The following is a 19,405-nucleotide window of genomic DNA, read 5'->3' on the forward strand; positions in this document are numbered from 1 at the left end:
CGGATAACTGATCCCGCTCCTGTCTCCTCTACGTTGATAGAGCCGGGGCGGCATAGAAAATCAGTCCTCTTTCCGCTTGCGGGCTTCCTTGACTTCTTCTTCACTCAGTTCACCGACATCGATCTGTGTGCGACCTGCGTCTTCAAGCGGAGCTGTTGCTTTGTCTCCCATTGCAAGCAGCGCTGCCGTGATCGGAGAAGCGAGGATCAGGCCCGGGATGCCGAGTATGGAGCCGAACACCGTCTGTGAAAGAATGGCGAGTGCGGGCGGCATATGGACCGCACGGCGCTGGATGAAGGGTGCGAGTACATTGCCCTCAAAGAACTGGATGGTCACGTAGAGGATCGCGACGAACAGCGCTTCATGAGTTCCCAGTGACAAGCCAAGTAGGACTGCCGGAACGGCGCCCATGATAGCACCAATATAGGGAATGAAGTTCATCAGGCCTGCAACAACGCCCAGTGCCAGGGCAAGGGGCACGCCAATCATGTACAGACCCAGACCGGAAAGAATGCCCACAACGAGCATGTCCAGAGCCTGACCTGCTGTCCACGCCCAGAGAGTAGAGCCTGCGGTTAGTAGGAGTTCACGAGCCGCACCACGATGCTTCGGGGGAACAATACGCAGAACGCCATCAATATAGAGGGCTGGAGACAGTGCGAAATAGAGTCCTGCAATCAGGATTACGAGAATCGTGCCCAGCAGGCCAAAGGCGCCGCTCAGCAGGCCTGTGACAGATCCGGCGAGGCCGGAGCCAAATGATCCCAGGGCATTGCTGTTTGCGTTTCCACCCAGTGTGCTTGGCAAATGATCAAGAACCATCTGGCCTACGGTTGACTGGGAAAGGCGTCCGCGAATGTCACCGGACTGTGCGATCAGGGCTGCCTTCAGACGAATAAACTGATCGCCGATGGCTGGTCCACTGCTCCAGACGAGAGCCACGATTGCAGCAAAAATAACTACGGCAACAATCGAAACTGCGGCGGCATAGGGAACAAATTTGAGGTGTCGGCGTAGCAGCCTTGCCAGACCGTGCAGAACCACAGCCATGAGTGCGGACGCAAAGATGACGGCCAGCACATCTCCGATCAGCCAGATTGCCAGCAGAACCAGTGTAACGGTGATGACGATCCGCAGGAGTGCCACGATCCGGGCGATTTCTCGTGCGCGTGGATCCTGCTCGTCTTGCTCGGCCGGATCGGTAAAGGAAATGGGCATGGGGTGTGTGCAACCTCGGATGGTCTGGTGCAGACGGCTTATGGGGGATGAGAGGAGGGGTCAATGACGGTTTCTGTCATGTGATCCCTGGAAGATCGGTAAGAAGAAAGCACAACGTCATGCACCGATATTGGTTGGCATGCGTTTGGGCATTATTCTCCCAGGCAGTCCCGTATTACTGGGACGCATCCTCCAGTTCAGCCTGTGCCTCGAGCCATGCTTCCTCGATTGTGCCCTGTGTTGCATTCAATGCAGCCAGATGAACATTCAAAGACGTGATCTCGCCGGGATCGCCTGAATGATACAGGTTCGGATCCGCGAGTTTGGCTTCAATTTTCTGCTTTTCCTTTTCTATCTTGGCCAGCTTGTCTTCGGCGTCCCTGATCTTGCGGCGCAGGGGAGCAAGTGCTCGCGTCTGTTCCTTGCGGTCCGCACGGGCCTGAGCGGATGAGGGGCGCGGCGATTGTGACTCGCGGCTGCCATCACCGCCCTTGCTGCGTTCGTTATTCTCGGCGCGGGCACGCCGGGCACGTTCGAGCAGCCATGCACGATACTCTGCCATGTCACCATCAAATGACGAGATGGTTCCATCTTCCACGAGCCAGAACCTGTCCGCTACGGATTCTACAAGATGGCTGTCATGGCTGATGAGAATGACTGCACCTTCAAATTCCGAGAGAGCCCTGATCAGTGCGTCGCGCGCATCGAGATCCAGATGGTTGGTGGGCTCGTCAAGGATCAGAAGATGCGGGGCTTCGCGTGTGGACAAGGAGAGCAGAAGACGCGCTTTTTCGCCGCCAGAAAGTTCCGAAACCCGTGTCTCTGCGCGATCGGCGTCAAGGCCGAAGCGGGCGAGCTGCGCGCGGATGACCGCCGGAACCGCGTCGGGCATTGCGCGGCTCATGTGGTCGATCGGTGTGTCGCTCAGAACAAGTTCGTCTGCCTGATGCTGGGCGAAATAGCCGATCTTAAGCTTTGGTGAGTGCGTGTAAGTGCCGGCCATGGCTTCAAGGCGGCCAGCCAGTAATTTCGCAAATGTCGATTTGCCACGCCCGTTCTGGCCAAGGAGTGCAATCCGGTCATCCAGATCCATACGAAGGGTCAGATTTTTCAGAACGACGTGATCGCCATATCCGATGCTGACCTTGTTCAGGCTGAGCATCGGCGGCGGAAGCGGCTGCGGTTCCGGGAATGAAAAGCGTGTCGGGGTGTCTTCCACCACTGAATCGATCTGTGGAAGGCGCTCCAGGGCCTTGAGGCGTGCCTGCGCCTGACGAGCCTTTGTTGCCTTTGCACGGAACCGGTCCACGAATGACTGCATATGTGCGCGTTGTGCCGCCATGCGTTCTGCTGCGCGGTTCTGCTGCAGGGCCTGTTCTGTGCGGATACGTACGAAATTATCGTAACCGCCGGGTGTCAGGCTCAATTTGCCTTTGTCCAGATGAGCAATCGCGTTGACCGTATTATCGAGCAGTGATCGGTCATGACTGACAATTACCGCTGCACCGGAGAATTTTGACAGCCAGCTTTCCAGCCAGAGGGTGGCTTCGATATCGAGATGGTTGGTCGGCTCGTCCAGAAGCAGCAGATCTGGATTGAGAAACAGGGCAGTCGCAAGGCCCACGCGCATGCGCCAGCCGCCCGAAAAGCTCGATACCGGGCGGAGCTGAGCGTCCTGATCGAAACCCAACCCAGCCAGAATGGAGCCGGCTCGTGCGGGAGCGGTGTATGCGTCAATGGCGATCAAGCGCTCGTGCACATCTGCGATACGGGCCGGATCTGTGGCGGTTTCGGATTCCTGAAGCAGTCTCGTACGTTCCAGGTCTCCTTCCAGAACCGTATCTATGAGAGAGGCTTCGCCGGACGGGGTCTCCTGTTTTACGCGGCCCATCGTGGCTCGGGCAGAGAGCGTTATGGACCCGCCGTCGAGAGCAATGTCGCCAGCTATTGCCGCAAGAAGTGTGGATTTTCCTGCGCCGTTGCGCCCGATCAGACCAATCTTGCGGCCGGGGTCCACGCTGAGGGAAGCATTGTCCAGCAGGGTGCGGCCGGCGATGCGGAGGGTCAGGTCGGTAATGGTGAGCAGGCTCACGGGCGCCTCGATCGGTCGGGGAAAGTTAAAAAACGGCGACAGACCTATCAGGAACGCGAAATTTGCTCTAGGGGAGCGGCGGTATTTGACCGTTCACCCCTGACAGGAGATGAGACATGGCTCTCGAGCGCACGCTCTCCATTATCAAGCCCGACGCAACCAAGCGCAACCTGACCGGCAAGATCAATGCCGTGTTCGAAGACGCTGGCCTGCGCATTGTTGCACAGAAGCGCATTCAGCTGACCGAGAAGCAGGCTGGTGCTTTCTACGCGGTTCACGCAGAACGCCCGTTCTACGGTAGCCTCGTGTCTTCCATGCTTGCTGAACCGGTTGTTGTTCAGGTTCTGCAGGGTGAGAACGCAGTTGCCAAGCATCGCGAAGTGATGGGCGCCACGAACCCTGCCGACGCTGCTGAAGGCACCGTTCGCAAGCTTTATGCAGAAAGCATCGAAGCAAACTCGGTTCATGGTTCCGATAGCCTCGAGAACGCGAAGAACGAAATTGCATTCTTCTTCGCTGAGACCGAAATCCTGCCGTAAGTTCTACGGAACTTTCGACTGGGTTTCTGGAAAGGCGCGGTTCATACCGCGCCTTTTTTTATTTCCAGAGTGTCATACACCCGGATGAAGGCGCGAAATGACATCCGCCAGTACGCGCGGATAAAGCTGGTGCTCCTGCTCCAGCACGCGGGCTGCAAGCGTTTCTGGCGTGTCGCTTGGTAATACGGGCACGCGCGCCTGAGCCAGAACGGGGCCTTCATCCACGCCACTCGTGACGAAGTGGATCGTGCAGCCGTGTTCGTTGGCGCCCGCCGCAATGGCCGCTTCATGCGTGTGTAAGCCGGGGAATGCCGGTAGCAGGCTTGGGTGAATATTCAGCATTTTTCCATGCCAGGCATTCACCAGATATGGCGTGAGAACGCGCATATATCCCGCAAGGCAGACGATTTCTGCTCCTGAAGCCTTGATGGCCTCATCAACTTTGATCTCGTGTGCCTCACGGTCCTTTCCGAATGCCTTGTGATCAATGGCAATCGTTGGAAGGCCTGCTTCACGTGCGACTTCCAGCCCGCCTGCGTCCGGCCGATTGCTCAGAACGAGAACAATCCGGGCCGGGTAATCCGGGCGGGCGCATGCTTCAATGAGCGCACGCATATTGCTGCCGCGCCCACTGATGAGTACGGCGATGGGAGTTTTGTGGATCATGCGAAAGAGACGGGTGCCGTGAGCTCGTAGGTGTTTTCGGAACGAACGATTTCGCCCATACGCACGCCGCTTTCGCCGTTGGCTGCCAGTTCCTCAAGAACCTTTTCCGGCTCGGAAGTTACGAGAACCATGCCGATACCACAGTTGAAAACGCGCAGCATTTCGTCGGCTGCAACCTGACCGGTCGCTGCCAGCCATTTGAATACGGCGGGAATGTCCCATGAAGCGCCGTCGATGCGTACACCCAGCCCTTCCGGCAACACGCGTGGGAGATTGCCGGGAAGGCCGCCACCCGTAATGTGTGCACAGCCATGCAGAAGGCCTTTGGCGTGCAGGTTGAGGACGGTGGTTACATAAAGCTTTGTGGGCGTCAGGAGGGCTTCTCCGAGTGTTTTGCCGCTTTCAAACGGCGCAGCATCGCTCCAACTCAGACCCGAGCGCCGCACGACTTCCCGAACCAGTGAGAATCCGTTGGAATGCACTCCGGAAGAGGCAAGGCCGATCAGAGTGTCACCTTCACGGATCCCTGCGGGAAGAAGGCTGCCACGTTCTGCCGCACCAACACTGAAACCTGCGAGATCGTAGTGGCCCGGCGCATACATGCCTGGCATCTCGGCTGTTTCCCCGCCAACGAGCGCACAACCTGACTCCGAGCATGCGCGTGCGATGCCCTGAACGACGGTTGCGGCATCCTGAATGGAGAGCTTCCCCGTGGCGAGATAATCCAGAAAGAACAGCGGTGTTGCGCCCTGCACGACGAGATCGTTGACGCACATTGCCACGAGATCGACACCGACTTCGTCATGCTTGCCTGCTTCAATCGCGACCATGAGCTTTGTGCCCACACCATCGGTGCAACTGACGAGTACGGGATCGGTAAATCCTGCGGCCTTCAGATCGAACAATGCACCGAAGCCACCAAGGCCACCCATTGTTCCCGGACGGTTCGTTGCCTTGGCAGCAGGCTTGATCGCATCGACCAGTGCATCTCCGGCTTCAATATCGACGCCGGCCTGTGCATAGCTGGCACCTTGCGGGAGATTGGGCTGGTCGGTCATGGTCGGAAACTCTCGGCTGGTTGACGTGTCGCCGTTCTAGAGCATCCTGCGCGCGGGCGGAACGCCTGTTTGAAGGCGTAACGGCAGGGAAGGGTCTGCAATGGTTGAACAGGAGATCGGAAAGACCATCCCGGCGGAGCAGTTGGTGCTTGGGTTGCAGCGCAGCAGTGCCCTGACGGTTGAGCGCTTTATTCCCGGTCCGTCCAATGCGGCGGCGCGGGCCTGGATAGCGCGTCCACATTGGCCAGATCAGAGATTATGGCTGTGGGGGCCTTCTGGGACGGGGAAAACACACCTGCTTTCAATGTGGGCAACAAAACACAATGCGACGGTGGTTGATGCGCGCCTTTTTGTCCGTTCTCCGGGCGCGCGCCTGCAGGTTCAGGGTAATCTCGCCATCGACAACGCCGATTCGCCAGCAGATGAGGTCACGATGCTTCATTTGCTCAATGATGCACATTCCCATGCAGAGCGTGTTCTGATGGTGGGACGTCTGCCGCCATCACGCACGCATTTCATGCTGCCCGATCTGGCCAGTCGCCTGCGTGCCACGGCCACGACCGCAACTGGTGAGCCCGAAGACGCCCTGCGCGCGACGTTGCTGCTTTCTCTTCTGGCGGACCGTCAACTCGTTGTATCCCAGCCTGTGACAGACTGGCTCTGGCGGCACCTGCCTCGCACCGGAAAAGCGCTTGTCTGCGCGGTGGAGCAACTTGATCAGGCAGCGTTGGCTCGTGGCGTTCCAATCACGCGCGCGCTTGCACAAGAGGTCCTGGCAGACCTCCTGACGTCAGATATCTGATGTTGTGACACAAAACAGACGTTTGACACGCCACACAGGGCACATGATCCTGTTTCGATAAATGATAACTTGGGTAAGGTTTCCGTGGCTACTGAAGACGATAAACCCATCGCTCGCGTTTCACGGCGCCGCACGGTCCGCAAGCCGAGCGAAGGGACAATCAGCGCAGGGGCCACGCGGGCCAGACGGCGCCGGACCTCTGTCAGCAATGCTGCCGATTATGCAGACATGCCAACCTCTCCGGCACGTTTTATCAATCGGGAGCTGTCCTGGCTGGATTTTAATCAGCGTGTCATCGAGGAAGCGGAAAGCCCTCGTAATCCGCTGCTTGAGCGCGTTCGCTTCCTATCCATCAGCGCCAGCAACCTTGACGAATTCTACTCGGTTCGTGTTGCGGGTCTTGTGGGGCAGGTCCGCGAAGGCACGGTCATTCGTAGCCCAGACGGTGCAACGCCCGCACAACAGCTGACTGCGGTTCGCGGCAAGGCGCGGTATCTTCTGCAGGAACAGCAGCGCGTCTGGCGGGGTCTGCGTGCAGAGCTTCAGACGGCCGGCATCGTTATCCTGCCGCCCGATTCGCTGGATGAGGTGGATCGTACACAGCTTGCCACTCTTTTTGATGAGCGCATCTTTCCAGTCCTGACACCGCTTGCTGTCGATCCCTCACATCCGTTGCCATTTATTCCGAACATGGGTCTGGCGCTCGTCATGCGCCTGAAAGATCCCGGGACTGGCACGCATGTGATGGACGGCCTGATTCTCATGCCAGCGCAGGTACCGCGTTTCATGCGGCTGCCTTCGCGGGTGCGGGAAGGGGATGAGACACCGGATCAGGCGCGCTTTGTTCTGCTTGAAGATCTGATCATCCTGTTTGCAGACCGTCTTTTTCCGGGGCTGGCAATCGGTGCCGCGGGTGTTCTGCGAATCATCCGTGATACGGATGTCGAGTTTGAGGATGAGGCGGAAGATCTCGTCCGCTCCTACGAGACGGCGCTCAAGCAGCGTCGTCGGGGGGTTGGCATTCATCTGGCGCTCGACAGCAAACTGCCTGAAACGCTTGGTCGTGAAATGGGCGAAGAGCTTGGCGTGGCGGATGAAGACGTCGCGGTGCTGCCGGATATCGTGGGTGTGGTAGATCTAAAGCAGCTCATCGTTGATGACCGGCCAGATCTGGTGTTTCCTCCATACACGCCGCGCTTTCCGGAACGCGTTCTCGATTATGATGGCGATTGCTTTGCCGCGATCCGGGCGAAGGACATTGTTGTCCATCATCCGTTCGAGAGCTTTGATGTGGTCGTGCAGTTCCTTCATCAGGCAGCTCTTGATCCGAATGTTCTGGCCATCAAGCAGACGCTTTATCGCACTTCACGCGACAGCCCGATCGTCCGGGCGCTCATCGAGGCAGCGGAGTCAGGGAAATCCGTTACGGCCATGGTTGAACTGCGCGCGCGCTTTGATGAGGAGGCCAATATTCGCCTTGCACGTGCGCTTGAATCGGCAGGCGTGCAGGTTGTCTTTGGGTTCGCGCATCTGAAAACGCATGCAAAGCTCAGCCTTGTTGTTCGTCGGGAGGGTCAGGTGCTGAGGTCCTACGCCCATTTCGGAACAGGCAATTACCACCCGATCACGGCACGCGTTTATACGGATCTATCCTTTTTCACCTGCGACCCAAAGCTGGCTTCAGATTCGGCACGTCTGTTCAATTACATGACCGGATATGCAACGCCCGCTAAAATGGACGCGCTGTCCTTCTCGCCCATCACTATTCGTTCGACTCTCGAATCATTGATTCGTGAAGAGATTGCGTTTGCGAAGGCAGGCAAGCCTGCGAAAATCTGGCTGAAAATGAACAGCCTCGTTGATGCTGAACTGATCGATCTTCTGTACGAGGCCTCCCGCGCCGGTGTGAAGGTGATTGGCATCATTCGCGGCATCTGCTGCCTGCGACCGGGTGTTCCCGGCCTGTCCGACAACATTGAAATCAAGTCGATTGTAGGCCGTTTCCTTGAGCATGCACGGGTATTCGCTTTTGGAAATGGACACCGGATGCCATCGCACAAGGCGAAGGTTTTCATTTCCTCTGCCGACTGGATGCTTCGCAACATGGACTGGCGTGTGGAGTCCATGGTGCCGATCACAAACGCCACGGTTCATGCCCAGATTCTCGGGCAGATCATGACGATGGACATCAAGGACAACATGCAGAGCTGGACGCTGTCGCGAGATGGGCGTTGGCATCGCGTCTCACCTGGGGCACACCCGTTCTCAGCTCATGATTATTTCATGAACAATCCTTCTCTCTCGGGTCGGGGTTCGGCTGCGCGGGAGAAGGCCCTCCCTGAGGCTCATCGCCCCCGCGAACGGCCCGACCGGATTTTGGAAGACTGAGTTTCTATGTCCACACCTGCACAGCGGTCCGCCATTGTTGACCTTGGCTCAAACTCTGTTCGGCTTGTTGTCTTCGAGGGAATCACACGTAACCCTGTTCCGATCTTCAACGAGAAGGTCACGCTCAAGCTGGGCAGGGGACTCGATGCATCGGGCCGACTGAACGAGGCAGGCGTTGCGCTGGCAATGGATGTGCTGGGGCGCTTTCATACAGTGGCTCGTGCGATGCGCGCCGAGCCTTTTGAAGTTCTCGCCACCGCAGCCGTCCGGGACGCCACAAATGGCCCGGATTTCGTGGCGGCCATCCGGGCCCGCATGCCCGGTGTTCCCATTCGTGTTCTGAATGGAGAAGAAGAAGCAGATTATGCCGCGCGAGGAGTGCTGTGTGGTCTGCCGGAGGCCAATGGGCTTGTCGCTGATATCGGTGGTGGCTCCATGGAGCTTATCCATGTCGCTGACGGTCAGTATTTTGAAGCCGTCAGCACCAAGCTTGGCGTTATCCGCCTGCATGATCGCGCAGAGGGAAGCATCGAGAGCGCAGCACTGATCGCTGATGAGCAGCTTGGTGACGTAAAATGGCTGCAAGGCATGACGGGGCGCCCGCTATATCTTGTCGGTGGTGCGTTCCGCGCTCTGGCCCGGCTTCAGATTGCCCGAACACAATATCCGCTCAGCCTCGTTCACCTCTTTTCGATGTCTGAGGGCGAAGCGCGCGAAATGGCGGACTGGATCATTGCCGCCCCCAGACGAACACTCGAAAAACTGCCGGGTGCTCCACGCAAGCGTCTGGCGGATGCGCCGTTTGCGGCGACGGTACTTCGCCGTTTGATGGAAAAAGTACGTCCTTCCAAAGTCGTGTTCAGTGTCGATGGCCTGCGGGAAGGGTGGTACATGCGCCACGTCGCAGAATCAGTCGCGCAACAGGACCCGATGACCGCTTTGGCAGAGGAAACCGCAGGGCGTTTGGCGCGGAGTATGTCTCTTTCCCATGCGTTGGTGGGCTGGACTGCTGCACTTTTCGAGGACGAAACTCCCCAGCAGAAGCGTCTGCGCACTCTGACATGTACGCTCTCGGATATTGGCTCCTATGATCACCCGGAATACAGAACGGAGCAGACTTACCAGCGTATCCTGCGCAGTCATGGCGTTGGTTTTGATCATCCAGCGCGTGCCTTCATCGGGTTGACGCTTGCTGTGCGTTATGAAGTGCAGATGGATGCCCCGCTGATTGAACCATCTAGACGTTTGTTGACGAAGGTTGAGATCGAACGTGCGGTCCGTCTGGGGCTTGCACTGCGTCTGGCCTATACGCTGTGCGGCGGAACGGTAGAACTTCTGGAAGAGTGCCGTCTGTTTGTGGAAGATAATAAACTTGTCCTGACGCTGGGTGCGCGAAGCGTTCGTGCCGCAGGAAGTGCGGTGCGTCGCCGCTTTGAGCGCCTGGCAGCTGCGATGAAGCTGGAGTGGCAGGTCAGGGAGGAATGACCATCAAGATTAATATCCGAACAAAGCGGGCATTTCGCATCGGTGGATTGTTGGCTGTGGAGCTCATGCTGGGGTTTGGAGTTTCGGCATGTTCGAAGTTCGGCCATCACGACAGAAACAAGCTCTGGGAAATTGTTGGTACGCGTTGCGCCAAGGATTCCGATCACAAGCCCTGTGCTGTCTATGATCCGCAGGATGGCTATGCGCTGCTCAAGGATCTGTACGGGCACGGCCAGTATCTTTTGATCCCTACGAAGCGTATTCCCGGTGTTGAAAGCCCAGCGCTCTTGCAGGCTGACAGTCCTAATTATTTTGCTGAGGCTTGGGCTGAGCGCGGTCGTGTATCCAAAGCATATGGCTATGATGTTCCAGATGCGGATATGTCTCTTGCCATCAACTCGCGGTGGGGCAGGTCTCAGGACCAGTTGCATATCCACATTGATTGCATGAAGCCGTACGTTAAAACGGAACTGGCCAAGAACTGGTTTGGCCAAGACTGGTCCACTGTTTCCCTCATGGGACATCTTTATCGGGCACGCATTGTGCAGTCTCTGGAGCCATCGCCTTTCAAAGTACTGCATGCAGATGACATGTCCGTGCATACGCTGTTTGTGACCCCGGCCCCCAAGGGCGGATTCATCCTTCTGGACGATGTTGCCCATGGTCTGGACCGAGCATCAGGTGAGGAACTTCAGGACCACAAGTGCCTGATTGCCGACCCTGCACATATGGGTCAGATGGATATGGATAACATGGAACACTCCTCAGGAATGGGGACTATGTAAGTCCTGCAAAGGATTGTCATGATCTTCCGGAGGTGAGATATTCGATAAAAGTCGAACTAAATAACCTCCGGAGAAACCATGTGAACTGGCCTCTTTTTGCGCTGGCTGTTGGCGCGTTTGCCATTGGTACGACCGAGTTCATGCCAATGGGACTTTTGCCCGTTATTGCCCATGGTCTTCAGGTTTCAGTTCCTACAGCGGGTGGGCTCGTTACAGCCTATGCCGTGGGGGTCATGGTCGGTGCTCCGATCATTACACTCGCTCTCGGCCGTGTGCGACGCAAACATGCCCTTATTTTTCTTATGGGATTATACGTTGCAGGCAACCTGCTTTCGGCTGTTGCAAACACCTATGATCTCCTGCTCGTGTCTCGGGTTCTGACCAGTCTTGCGCATGGTGCTTTCTTCGGGCTTGGTGCAATTGAAGCCTCTCTTTCGGTTCCTGCCGAAAAGCGCGCGAGTGCTGTTGCGAGCATGTTCATGGGCCTCACCGTCGCCAATATTTTTGGTGTACCGTTGGCAACGTGGCTTGGTACGCAGCTTGGCTGGCATATGGCGTTTCTGGCCACGGTTGCGCTCGGCCTGTTGACGATAATCGCGGTCCAGACGGCTATCCCGAACCGTGAAGCGGGAACCCCTCCGGATGCGATGAGCGAGCTGAAGGTTCTCGTCCGTGGAAATGTGGTTCTTGCGCTTCTGACAACAGCTATCGGTGCAGGGGCAATGTTCGTGCTCTACACCTATATTGCACCCATCCTCCAGCACATCACCCACGCTAGCGCGGCTGTCATCACGGTGGCACTGATGCTGACCGGGGTTGGTTTCTCGATCGGAAATGCCATAGGCGGCCGGTCTGCGGATCGCTCTCTCGACGGAAGTCTGCTGCTGTTTTTCCCCATCCTTGCGATTGTTATGCTGGCATTTCCATGGATGGCGCAGACTGTCCCCGGTGCCCTGATCGGAACGCTGCTTTTTGGCGCGGCCACGTTTGCTTTGATGCCCGCATTGCAGATGCGCGTGATGCAGGCTGCCCATGAAGCGCCTGGACTTGCGTCCTCGGTAAATATTGGCGCGTTTAATATGGGCAATGCGCTTGGCGCTGCACTTGGCGGCATCGCGCTTTCTGAGGGACTGGGATATGCAGGTGTTTCCATTATCGGAACTGCCCTCGCTTTTCTGGGCGTTGCGCTTGTCCTTATTTCAAGAAAGGTGGCACCCCCATGATCCGATCTTCTCTATTTCCCATCGGAGTGCTGGCCCTGTCAGTCCTGACGCCGGTCACAGCTTATGCTGAACAGCCGTCCAACGTTGGCGATGCCATTATGACCGCACGAGCGTATCATGACAGCGGAGACTATCAGCGGGATTTCGATGCTGTGATATTGCAGGCGCGTCAGACGCTCGCCCGTGATGCTGCGCATACTCGCAAACCTGCGATTGTGCTCGATATTGACGAGACAACACTCTCCAACTGGGATGAAATCCGGGCTGATGATTTTGGCTACATTCCCAATGGTCCATGTGACAGCCTCCCAAAGGGGCCATGCGGGGCAGTTGCCTGGGAGCAGAGCGGTCGCGCGCCTGCTTTCGTTTCAACCCGAGCCCTGATCGAAGACGCCTACAACCAGCATGTAGCGGTATTTTTCGTTACGGGACGTCATGAGAACGAGCGTGCTGCCACAGAGCGCAATCTACGTGCTGCCGGTATCCCGCGGTGGGATGGTCTCTATCTTCGCCCGGATGATTCCCATGTGCGTGCAGGAGCCTACAAGACTCCCACCCGCGCAAGTATCGAGGCCAAAGGCTATACGATCGTAGAGAGCCTCGGAGATCAGCCATCTGATCTGACTGGTGGACATGCCGAGCATACATTTCTTCTGCCCAACCCGTTTTATCGTGTTCCCTGAAGCTGCCTAAACGGCATAGCTAATAAAAAAGCCCCGGATTTCCGGGGCTTTTTTGTGCTTAGAAAGACTTCAGAAGTCGTTCGAGATAATCCAGTTCGCTCTGGGGGCGCGTGCGATCAGAGGCGCGGCGGCGCAATTCACGCTCGATATCGCGCGCCCTGTCGCGTGCGTTCTTGTCAGGAATGTGGGCGTCTGAGTCCTTGCCCTTGCTTCCTTCTCCAAGCTTCCGGCCCAGAGGGTCCTGATCCTTCTGGTCATCGTCGCTGCCGTCATCATCCCCAGCCTGAGGTTGATCGCCATCATCGCCACTTTTTCCTGCGGCACCCTTTTGCTGGCCACTCCCCGAACCAGATCCCATAGATGGGATAAAGCTCAGGCCACCACCGCCTCCGCTTGAGGATTTGGATTGCTGACTCTGGCGCATCTCCTTACCTGCATCCGCCAGGTCAGCGAGGACTTTCTGCTCGGCCGTCTGCGCCTGATCATCATGGCGATCTGCAAGAGCTTTACGTGCCGTTCTCATATCGTCACGCGCTTTGGAAAGTGATTTTGCTTCCTTGCCAGTCAGATCTTTCACGTGTCGATCCAGAATATCATCAACCTGACCGAGTGCGCGCTGGATCGCGTGGTCTTCGCGGCGTTCCGTGCCTTGTGCTGCCACTGTTGCCGGATCGGTAGGAGCAGGAGGCTTGGATGCAGAAGTATCAGGCATCCCGGGTGGGGGCTGCATTCCCAACTGACGGAGCAGGTCTGCCGTGGACATCTGGCTGATGTCTCTGCCGCTATCCTGCTGATCTGCTGGAGGGGCCGCAGCTTTGCGTGCAGCGTTCAGGCGAGCCTGCGTGTGGTCCAGAAGGCCAGTCTCGCGATGAATAATGTCATGCAGCGTCGCACGTTGCGCCCGTGCTTCTGCCTGCGCCTTCATCTGCGCCGCCAGAGCCTTGAGGTCCTGTGGGGTGGCCTGACGCATGTGCTCGGCCATGTCTTCCATCTGCTGAAGGCGTCTCAGGGCTTCGTCACCATGGCCCTGTGAAGCATCGGACTGGAGCCTCCGCATTTCATCAGACCAAGGGTCTGCAGAATTTTGCCCTGATTGCGGCATCATGATCCCGCTTTGTGCTGCCCGCTGGAATAGAAGCTGCATGCGATGATTGAGCGCATCTTTCAGTGCCTGGGTTCTGCGTTGGAGCTCTTCCTGCTCCGCAAGGGAATGGCCTTTTTCGCCCATTGACTGCATGTGGTCGAGTTGCTGCTGTACGCCTGCCTGAGCGGAACGGACTTCTGCAGCGGCCTCTGCGATCTCAGGACCGTCGCGCTTAAGATCGTCCAGATACAGGGAGAGGGACCATAGAATTCCCGGAACCTCGAGTGCTGAACCGTCTGGTGCGTCCGGCTGTAGAGAAGCGATTGCCAGCCCCATCGTTGCCCAGACGCCATGTACGTTGGTGGTTTGGGTAAGAAGTTTCAATTCTTCCGATGCTTGTGACGTGTGTTCGTGAGAGAGTATCAACCGTCGCCGCAGCGCAATCAGTGCGCGTGCCAGTGGGTCGGAAAACTTGCGCTCACCGATCCGGAATTTCACCTTGTCGCTATAGCTCTCTCGCCCTGAAATGCTTTTCGCATGCAGGCGGCCTTCAACCATCATGCCAGCAAAAGCATCTGATGAAAGGTCAGGTCTGGCGAGGCCCTTGGCATCTTTGGGCTGACCGTCGAGCTGGATCGGCACGCGGAGTACCCGCAGAGATCCAGGAATGGTTATTTCGACTTCGAGCGATGCCACACCATAAGCCTGGCGAACCTGCCATGGCAGACCTGTGCGCCAGTCATCTTTTTGAGGGCCTGGCTTGCCATCCCACGTTACGACGGGGGGTAGGTCTGGTTCGACCGTGACGCGCCACGAGCCTAATGTCCGGCCACGTGCCGTCAGGGTGATGGTGCCGCTTTTTTCCAGTGTGCCATGTTCGTTCCAGCTCTGCTGATCGAGACGGCTCCGGATCACGGAGCTGACGCCGTGAAGTGCCGGACGCCCGTGAGATGCCGTTATCGTAGCATTGAGCGTGGCGCCTTCAGGAACTTTGATCGTCCCCGTCTGCACGCCAGATGACAAAAACACTGGCGCACCCGCGGCATAGGATGGGCGGTCTATCCAGGCCTGGATCTGGGGCAGGGGGACGCTGTCATCGTCCACGCCCGGAATGAACCCGGCGTGCAGTCGGGATGGCGTGTGATGACCAGCAAGCAGGGCGGCCATAGCAATGGCCACTGGCACGATATAAGTGGCGGCCCTTTCAGAAGGCGTCATGGGTGGACGCGGCAGAGCAACGCGGAGGGGCGGAAGAGCCGCGGTAACGCGCTCTACGTGGCGCGACCATACCGCCGATTGTTCGCCCGATCCTGCGTAGGCAGGGCGATCGGTGAGGGTCATGAGAGGCTGATAGGCTAGATGCGAGTCACGCTCGATCCGGCGGTCTGCGAGAGCATCAGAAGCCGAAGGAATTTTTCTCAGCCCACGGACTGCCAGCCAGCCAGCACTTCCGATAAAGCCAGCCTCAACAACAAGATGCAACCAGTCCGGCAGGGACTGCGGCAGGCGCGCAAGTGCGGCCAGAATGTAAAGCGCCAGAAGCAGAAGCGGCCAACGCATCGGAATCCACGCGCGTTCAATCCACAGAACGCGTCGTGCGCGTTGACGCAGGGCTGCGAGGCGGAACGTGGCTGTGTGCGTCTCAGGCATTTCGAGGCTTAATCCAGTCGGGCACGCTCTCCGCGGCAATCAGTTCTTCAACAGTCTGACGCTCACGGATGATCTGCCAGCGGTGGTCATCTACCATAACCTGTGTTGCGAAAGGTCGACTGTTATATGTCGAGCTCATCACAGCACCATACGCGCCGGTATCGAGCAACGCGACAAGGTCTCCGCGTTCGAGGTCGGGTAATGCGCGGTCACGGGCGAAGATATCGCTGCTTTCACAGACAGGTCCTACCACATCACGCGGCGAAACAGGTGCCGTGAAATGCTGTGGAGCGACAGGCAGGATGCCATGCCAGGAATCATAAAGCGCAGGACGCATCAAATCGTTCATTGCTGCGTCAATCACTACGAATTCCGGATTTCCGGCTTTCGTTTCAATGACACGTGAAAGCAAAATTCCCGTAGGGGCGGAAAGCCATCGGCCTGGCTCCACGCTCAGGCGTACATCAAGGTCACCGAGGGTCTCGGCGATCACGCCTGCCAGCATTTCCGGTGCAGGGGCAGTCTCGTCGCGGTAGCGGATGCCAAGGCCTCCGCCACAATCAATCGATTCGACAATACCGCCGAAAGAGCGAATTTCACGGACCATGTCCGCCAGACGCTGGTAGCCCAGACGGAAAGGCTGTGCAGTGAGCATCTGGCTGCCAAGATGTACCGCCAGTCCGACGAGCTTTATGGAGCGCAATCCGCTCGCTTCGCTGTAGAGTGAGACAGCACGGGCATGTTCGATCCCGAACTTGTCTCCCGCGCGCCCGGTGCTGATTTTATCATGCGTGTTGGCGTCAACATCCGGGTTGACCCTCAGTGCGGCCCGGGCAACCCGGCCCATGGATCCGGCAATCTGATCAAGCCGGTATAATTCTTCAACGCTCTCGACATTGACCTGCGCGATATCCTGTTCGACGGCCATACGCAGTTCAGCATCGGTTTTTCCAACGCCTGAAAACACGATGTTCGCTGCTGGTATTCCCGCGGCAAGCGCCCGCTTCATCTCGCCACCACTGACGATATCCGCACCATAACCGCATTGGTGGAGCATGGTGAGTGTTGCCTGATGATCCTGTGATTTTACGGCGAAATGAAAGCTGACAGGCAGGTGCCGTGCTTCGAACGCAGCCCTCAGGCTGTCTGCACGGCGGCGCAGCGTTCCTGCTCCCGTGATCCAGCATGGAGTTCCAACGGCTGCCGCGATGACATGCAGAGGCACGCCTTCGAACATGAGGCCGTCGCGCACATCCGTCTGAAGAGAGGGACGGGAGGCGAGGAGGTCGGCCAGAGCCGGGTCGGGGGACTGCGCGTTCATCCTGACACCGTATCTCTCCATGAGCCTGCTTCCAAGACGTCGCGTCTCCCGATAGGGTTTGTAATTATGAATAATGATCTCGTGCGCGCTGCGCTTGAAGTCCAGAGCCGGGCTTATGCGCCTTATTCGAACTTTCATGTGGGGGCGGCCCTCCGATGTGAGGGGGTTGTCTATGCTGGTTGCAATGTCGAAAATGCAGCTTATCCGCTTGGAACATGTGCCGAGGGTGGTGCTATCTCACTCATGGTTGCGTCCGGTGGGCGTCGGATCGAGGAAATCGTGATCGTCGGTGACGGTGATCAGCCCTGCACGCCATGCGGTGGATGCCGACAGAAGCTGCGTGAGTTCGGTCTGCCTGATCTGAAAATTCACATGATCAACAGGCAGGGAGCTCTGCTCATGACCCGGACACTTGCACAATTGTTGCCTGATGCATTCGGGCCGGACCATCTGGGGTGAAGATCCCCCTGTATCTGGCGTTATTTATTCTAACGCTGGGTGCACCTTTGAATGCAGGATATTGTGCTGTTCGTCCTGGGCTAGGAGATGCGCCGCGTAGGGAGGTGGTGGATGTACATCACGCTCCCTGGTGGATTTTGGGTCGTGTACAGACCTCGCTCGGAAGCCGCTGCACTGGGTTTGCAGTCGCTCCTTCCGTCGTCATGACTGCAGCTCACTGTCTCTGGCTACCCGCAACCGGTCGCTTCATTCAGCCGCAAGATGTTCATTTTCTGGCCGAATATCAGCGTGGGTCCTATTCGGTCCATGCACAGGCCGTGCGCGTCATTATCAGTGCGGGGTATGATCCGTTTCAAGAAGCAGCCAGTGCCTCTCTTGATCGGGCAACTCTCATTTTGGATCGCCCCGTAATTGAGGCATCTCGTCTCCTGCCCACTTTTCAAGCGAAAAAAGGGGAGGCGTCGATGTTGGCAGGCTATCAGCAGGACAGGGCGGAAGTCGTATTCGCAGATACGCATTGCCATGTTCTCGCACCGGCGCAGGGAGGGCTGATCCGTCATAATTGCGAAGGCACGCACGGCGTAAGTGGTGCTCCCTTACTCGTGCGAAACAGGAATGTTTGGGGAATTGGTGGAATAGCTATTTTAGCGGGCTCTGGCGCCGGCGGGCTGGCGGTTTCGCTTCCGCAGTAGAGAGCCAGCGCCTCCGCTATATGGCTTCTGCTGACAAAAGAATATTCAAGCTGCTTTCGAACATATTCATAAATTGAGCGTTGGTTGCGAACGAGACATTGCTGTGTCTCCGCAATTTCAAATTCTGGAGATATGTTCGATGCGTGCCATTACCGGAAAGGAGTACTCACCTGCTGTACGCTTGCAAGGCGGGCATGCTGGGGTTCTTTCCAACAAACCTTCGAATATAGTTCTGGTGGTTGAAGATCAGCCGCTTCTTCGTTTTCTGGCTGCAGATATGCTGGGAGAAGCGGGGTATGGCACGTGTCTTGCTGGCAGTGCAGATGAGGCGATGGAAATTCTGGAGCATAATCCCGAAATCCGTCTGGTATTTTCCGATATCAATATGCCCGGCAGAATAAATGGCCTTGCTTTGGCACAGATAATCGAGGGGCGCTGGCCCCCGGTGGGTGTTGTGCTGACATCGGGTACAATGATCGCCGACAAAAGCGCGCTGCCATCACATAGCAGATTTCTTTCCAAGCCATATCGCTGGGACGACGTATATAGCTGCCTGGAACAGGTCGCGCACTAAATTTTAGGAAAATGAAATGTGGTGCACCCGAAAGGACTTGAACCTCTAACCCCCAGATTCGTAGTCTGGTGCTCTATCCAGTTGAGCTACGGGTGCATATTCACATTGTAATCATCTCAGCTTTATTGTGAGATGATGGTGCACCCGAAAGGACTTGAACCTCTAACCCCCAGATTCGTAGTCTGGTGCTCTATCCAGTTGAGCTACGGGTGCTTGTTGAGGGGGCTTTTAGAAGTTCTTTCCGGACCCCGCAACCCCCTCAATGCATTTTCTTTTATCTTTTTTACCGACGCGTCATCGTGATGTGTGCCCTGCACGCATTCGAACCATAAATGCCGCCGATGGCTTGCCCGACCGGATATCCGTTAAAGACAAGCGGCGTCGCATGGTGGTTCATATCCTGCTCGATAAGCTCGGCATGATAATGGTTCGAGCCATGGACATAGGTTCCGCGAAGGACCTTCGAGCTGTCTCCGGGGGTAAACATGATTTCTTTACCGCGAATCCTGAGAGTGGATGTCAGGGACGTGGGGCAGGTGCCCTGATCGGCGATCAGGCTTCCAACCCATGTGCCTGTCGGGTCCTGCCCTGGGTCCTGGGTGGCGCAGGCAGAGAGAAAAGCGGTCAGTGAAAAGGCAAAAAGTGCAATCGGGCGCATGTTGTCCCTGTCCTGTGATGGAGAATGG

The 19,405-nt window shown here is 57.1% G+C and carries 17 protein-coding genes and 2 tRNA genes; 10 read left to right on the forward strand and 9 right to left on the reverse strand.

The window, feature by feature from the left end:
• Positions 1–60: 60 nt before the first annotated feature.
• Positions 61–1,218 (reverse strand): AI-2E family transporter, encoded by a 1,158-nt coding sequence (locus tag GWA01_RS02820; RefSeq protein WP_146793805.1) that lies wholly within the window; start codon positions 1,216–1,218, stop codon positions 61–63.
• Between the two features lie 175 nt (positions 1,219–1,393).
• Positions 1,394–3,310 (reverse strand): ABC-F family ATP-binding cassette domain-containing protein, encoded by a 1,917-nt coding sequence (locus GWA01_RS02825; protein ID WP_146793807.1) that lies wholly within the window; start codon positions 3,308–3,310, stop codon positions 1,394–1,396.
• Positions 3,311–3,426: 116 nt separating this feature from the next.
• Between GWA01_RS02825 and ndk the strand changes: the two genes are divergently transcribed.
• On the forward strand, positions 3,427–3,849 hold the full coding sequence (gene ndk, locus GWA01_RS02830; protein ID WP_146793809.1) for a nucleoside-diphosphate kinase: 423 nt from the start codon (positions 3,427–3,429) through the stop codon (positions 3,847–3,849).
• A gap of 72 nt (positions 3,850–3,921) precedes the next feature.
• On the opposite strand, the gene purN is transcribed toward ndk, so the two are convergent.
• Together purN and purM are read right to left on the reverse strand one after the other, a co-directional pair.
• Positions 3,922–4,515 (reverse strand): phosphoribosylglycinamide formyltransferase, encoded by a 594-nt coding sequence (gene purN, locus GWA01_RS02835; protein WP_146793811.1) that lies wholly within the window; start codon positions 4,513–4,515, stop codon positions 3,922–3,924.
• Positions 4,512–5,573 (reverse strand): phosphoribosylformylglycinamidine cyclo-ligase, encoded by a 1,062-nt coding sequence (gene purM, locus GWA01_RS02840; protein WP_146793813.1) that lies wholly within the window; start codon positions 5,571–5,573, stop codon positions 4,512–4,514. The genes purN and purM overlap by 4 nt, the downstream gene beginning before the upstream one ends.
• Before the next feature lie 100 nt (positions 5,574–5,673).
• Here purM and GWA01_RS02845 point away from each other — a divergent pair, with 100 nt between their 5' ends.
• The 6 genes from GWA01_RS02845 to GWA01_RS02870 all read left to right on the forward strand — a co-directional run bounded on the left by GWA01_RS02845 (position 5,674) and on the right by GWA01_RS02870 (position 12,939).
• On the forward strand, positions 5,674–6,375 hold the full coding sequence (locus GWA01_RS02845) for a DnaA/Hda family protein (RefSeq protein ID WP_146793815.1): 702 nt from the start codon (positions 5,674–5,676) through the stop codon (positions 6,373–6,375).
• 84 nt (positions 6,376–6,459) lie between these two features.
• The gene (locus GWA01_RS02850; RefSeq protein ID WP_186819435.1) at positions 6,460–8,763 is read left to right on the forward strand and encodes an RNA degradosome polyphosphate kinase; all 2,304 of its coding nucleotides are present in this window, start codon (positions 6,460–6,462) and stop codon (positions 8,761–8,763) included.
• 6 nt (positions 8,764–8,769) lie between these two features.
• Positions 8,770–10,248 carry a Ppx/GppA family phosphatase gene (locus GWA01_RS02855; RefSeq protein ID WP_146793819.1) on the forward strand — a complete coding sequence of 493 codons (1,479 nt, stop codon included), beginning with the start codon at positions 8,770–8,772 and terminating at the stop codon, positions 10,246–10,248.
• Complete coding sequence (locus tag GWA01_RS02860; protein ID WP_146793821.1) at positions 10,245–11,033, forward strand: CDP-diacylglycerol diphosphatase; 789 nt, start codon at positions 10,245–10,247, stop codon at positions 11,031–11,033. The genes GWA01_RS02855 and GWA01_RS02860 overlap by 4 nt, the downstream gene beginning before the upstream one ends.
• Before the next feature lie 80 nt (positions 11,034–11,113).
• Positions 11,114–12,256, forward strand: coding sequence for an MFS transporter (locus GWA01_RS02865; RefSeq protein ID WP_146793823.1), 1,143 nt, complete (start codon positions 11,114–11,116; stop codon positions 12,254–12,256).
• On the forward strand, positions 12,253–12,939 hold the full coding sequence (locus GWA01_RS02870; RefSeq protein WP_146793825.1) for an HAD family acid phosphatase: 687 nt from the start codon (positions 12,253–12,255) through the stop codon (positions 12,937–12,939). Before GWA01_RS02865 ends, GWA01_RS02870 begins: the two co-directional genes overlap by 4 nt.
• 58 nt (positions 12,940–12,997) lie before the next feature.
• Here GWA01_RS02870 and GWA01_RS02875 read toward each other — a convergent pair whose 3' ends face one another.
• Together GWA01_RS02875 and lysA are read right to left on the reverse strand one after the other, a co-directional pair.
• Positions 12,998–15,673: a DUF4175 domain-containing protein gene (locus tag GWA01_RS02875; RefSeq protein WP_146793827.1), complete on the reverse strand. Its 2,676-nt coding sequence runs from the start codon at positions 15,671–15,673 to the stop codon at positions 12,998–13,000.
• Entirely contained in the window at positions 15,666–16,994 is a 1,329-nt protein-coding gene (lysA, locus tag GWA01_RS02880; RefSeq protein WP_146793829.1) for a diaminopimelate decarboxylase, read from the reverse strand. Before lysA ends, GWA01_RS02875 begins: the two co-directional genes overlap by 8 nt.
• A 66-nt stretch (positions 16,995–17,060) precedes the next feature.
• Here lysA and GWA01_RS02885 point away from each other — a divergent pair, with 66 nt between their 5' ends.
• The 3 genes from GWA01_RS02885 (at position 17,061) to GWA01_RS02895 (ending at position 18,719) form a co-directional block, all read left to right on the forward strand.
• A complete protein-coding gene (locus tag GWA01_RS02885; RefSeq protein WP_211583893.1) occupies positions 17,061–17,453 on the forward strand; it encodes a cytidine deaminase in 393 nt (130 codons plus the stop codon).
• The gene (locus GWA01_RS02890) at positions 17,450–18,145 is read left to right on the forward strand and encodes a trypsin-like serine peptidase (RefSeq protein ID WP_146793833.1); all 696 of its coding nucleotides are present in this window, start codon (positions 17,450–17,452) and stop codon (positions 18,143–18,145) included. Before GWA01_RS02885 ends, GWA01_RS02890 begins: the two co-directional genes overlap by 4 nt.
• Positions 18,146–18,284: 139 nt before the next feature.
• Complete coding sequence (locus GWA01_RS02895; RefSeq protein ID WP_146793835.1) at positions 18,285–18,719, forward strand: response regulator; 435 nt, start codon at positions 18,285–18,287, stop codon at positions 18,717–18,719.
• 19 nt (positions 18,720–18,738) lie between these two features.
• On the opposite strand, the gene GWA01_RS02900 is transcribed toward GWA01_RS02895, so the two are convergent.
• From GWA01_RS02900 to GWA01_RS02910, 3 genes are all read right to left on the reverse strand, one after another.
• Positions 18,739–18,815 (reverse strand) — tRNA-Arg (locus GWA01_RS02900).
• Positions 18,816–18,855: 40 nt separating this feature from the next.
• Positions 18,856–18,932 (reverse strand) — tRNA-Arg (locus GWA01_RS02905).
• Positions 18,933–19,002: 70 nt separating this feature from the next.
• Complete coding sequence (locus GWA01_RS02910) at positions 19,003–19,377, reverse strand: hypothetical protein (protein WP_146793837.1); 375 nt, start codon at positions 19,375–19,377, stop codon at positions 19,003–19,005.
• Positions 19,378–19,405 lie beyond the last annotated feature (28 nt).

It is taken from the genome of Gluconobacter wancherniae NBRC 103581 (assembly GCF_007988885.1).
Classification (GTDB): domain Bacteria; phylum Pseudomonadota; class Alphaproteobacteria; order Acetobacterales; family Acetobacteraceae; genus Gluconobacter; species Gluconobacter wancherniae.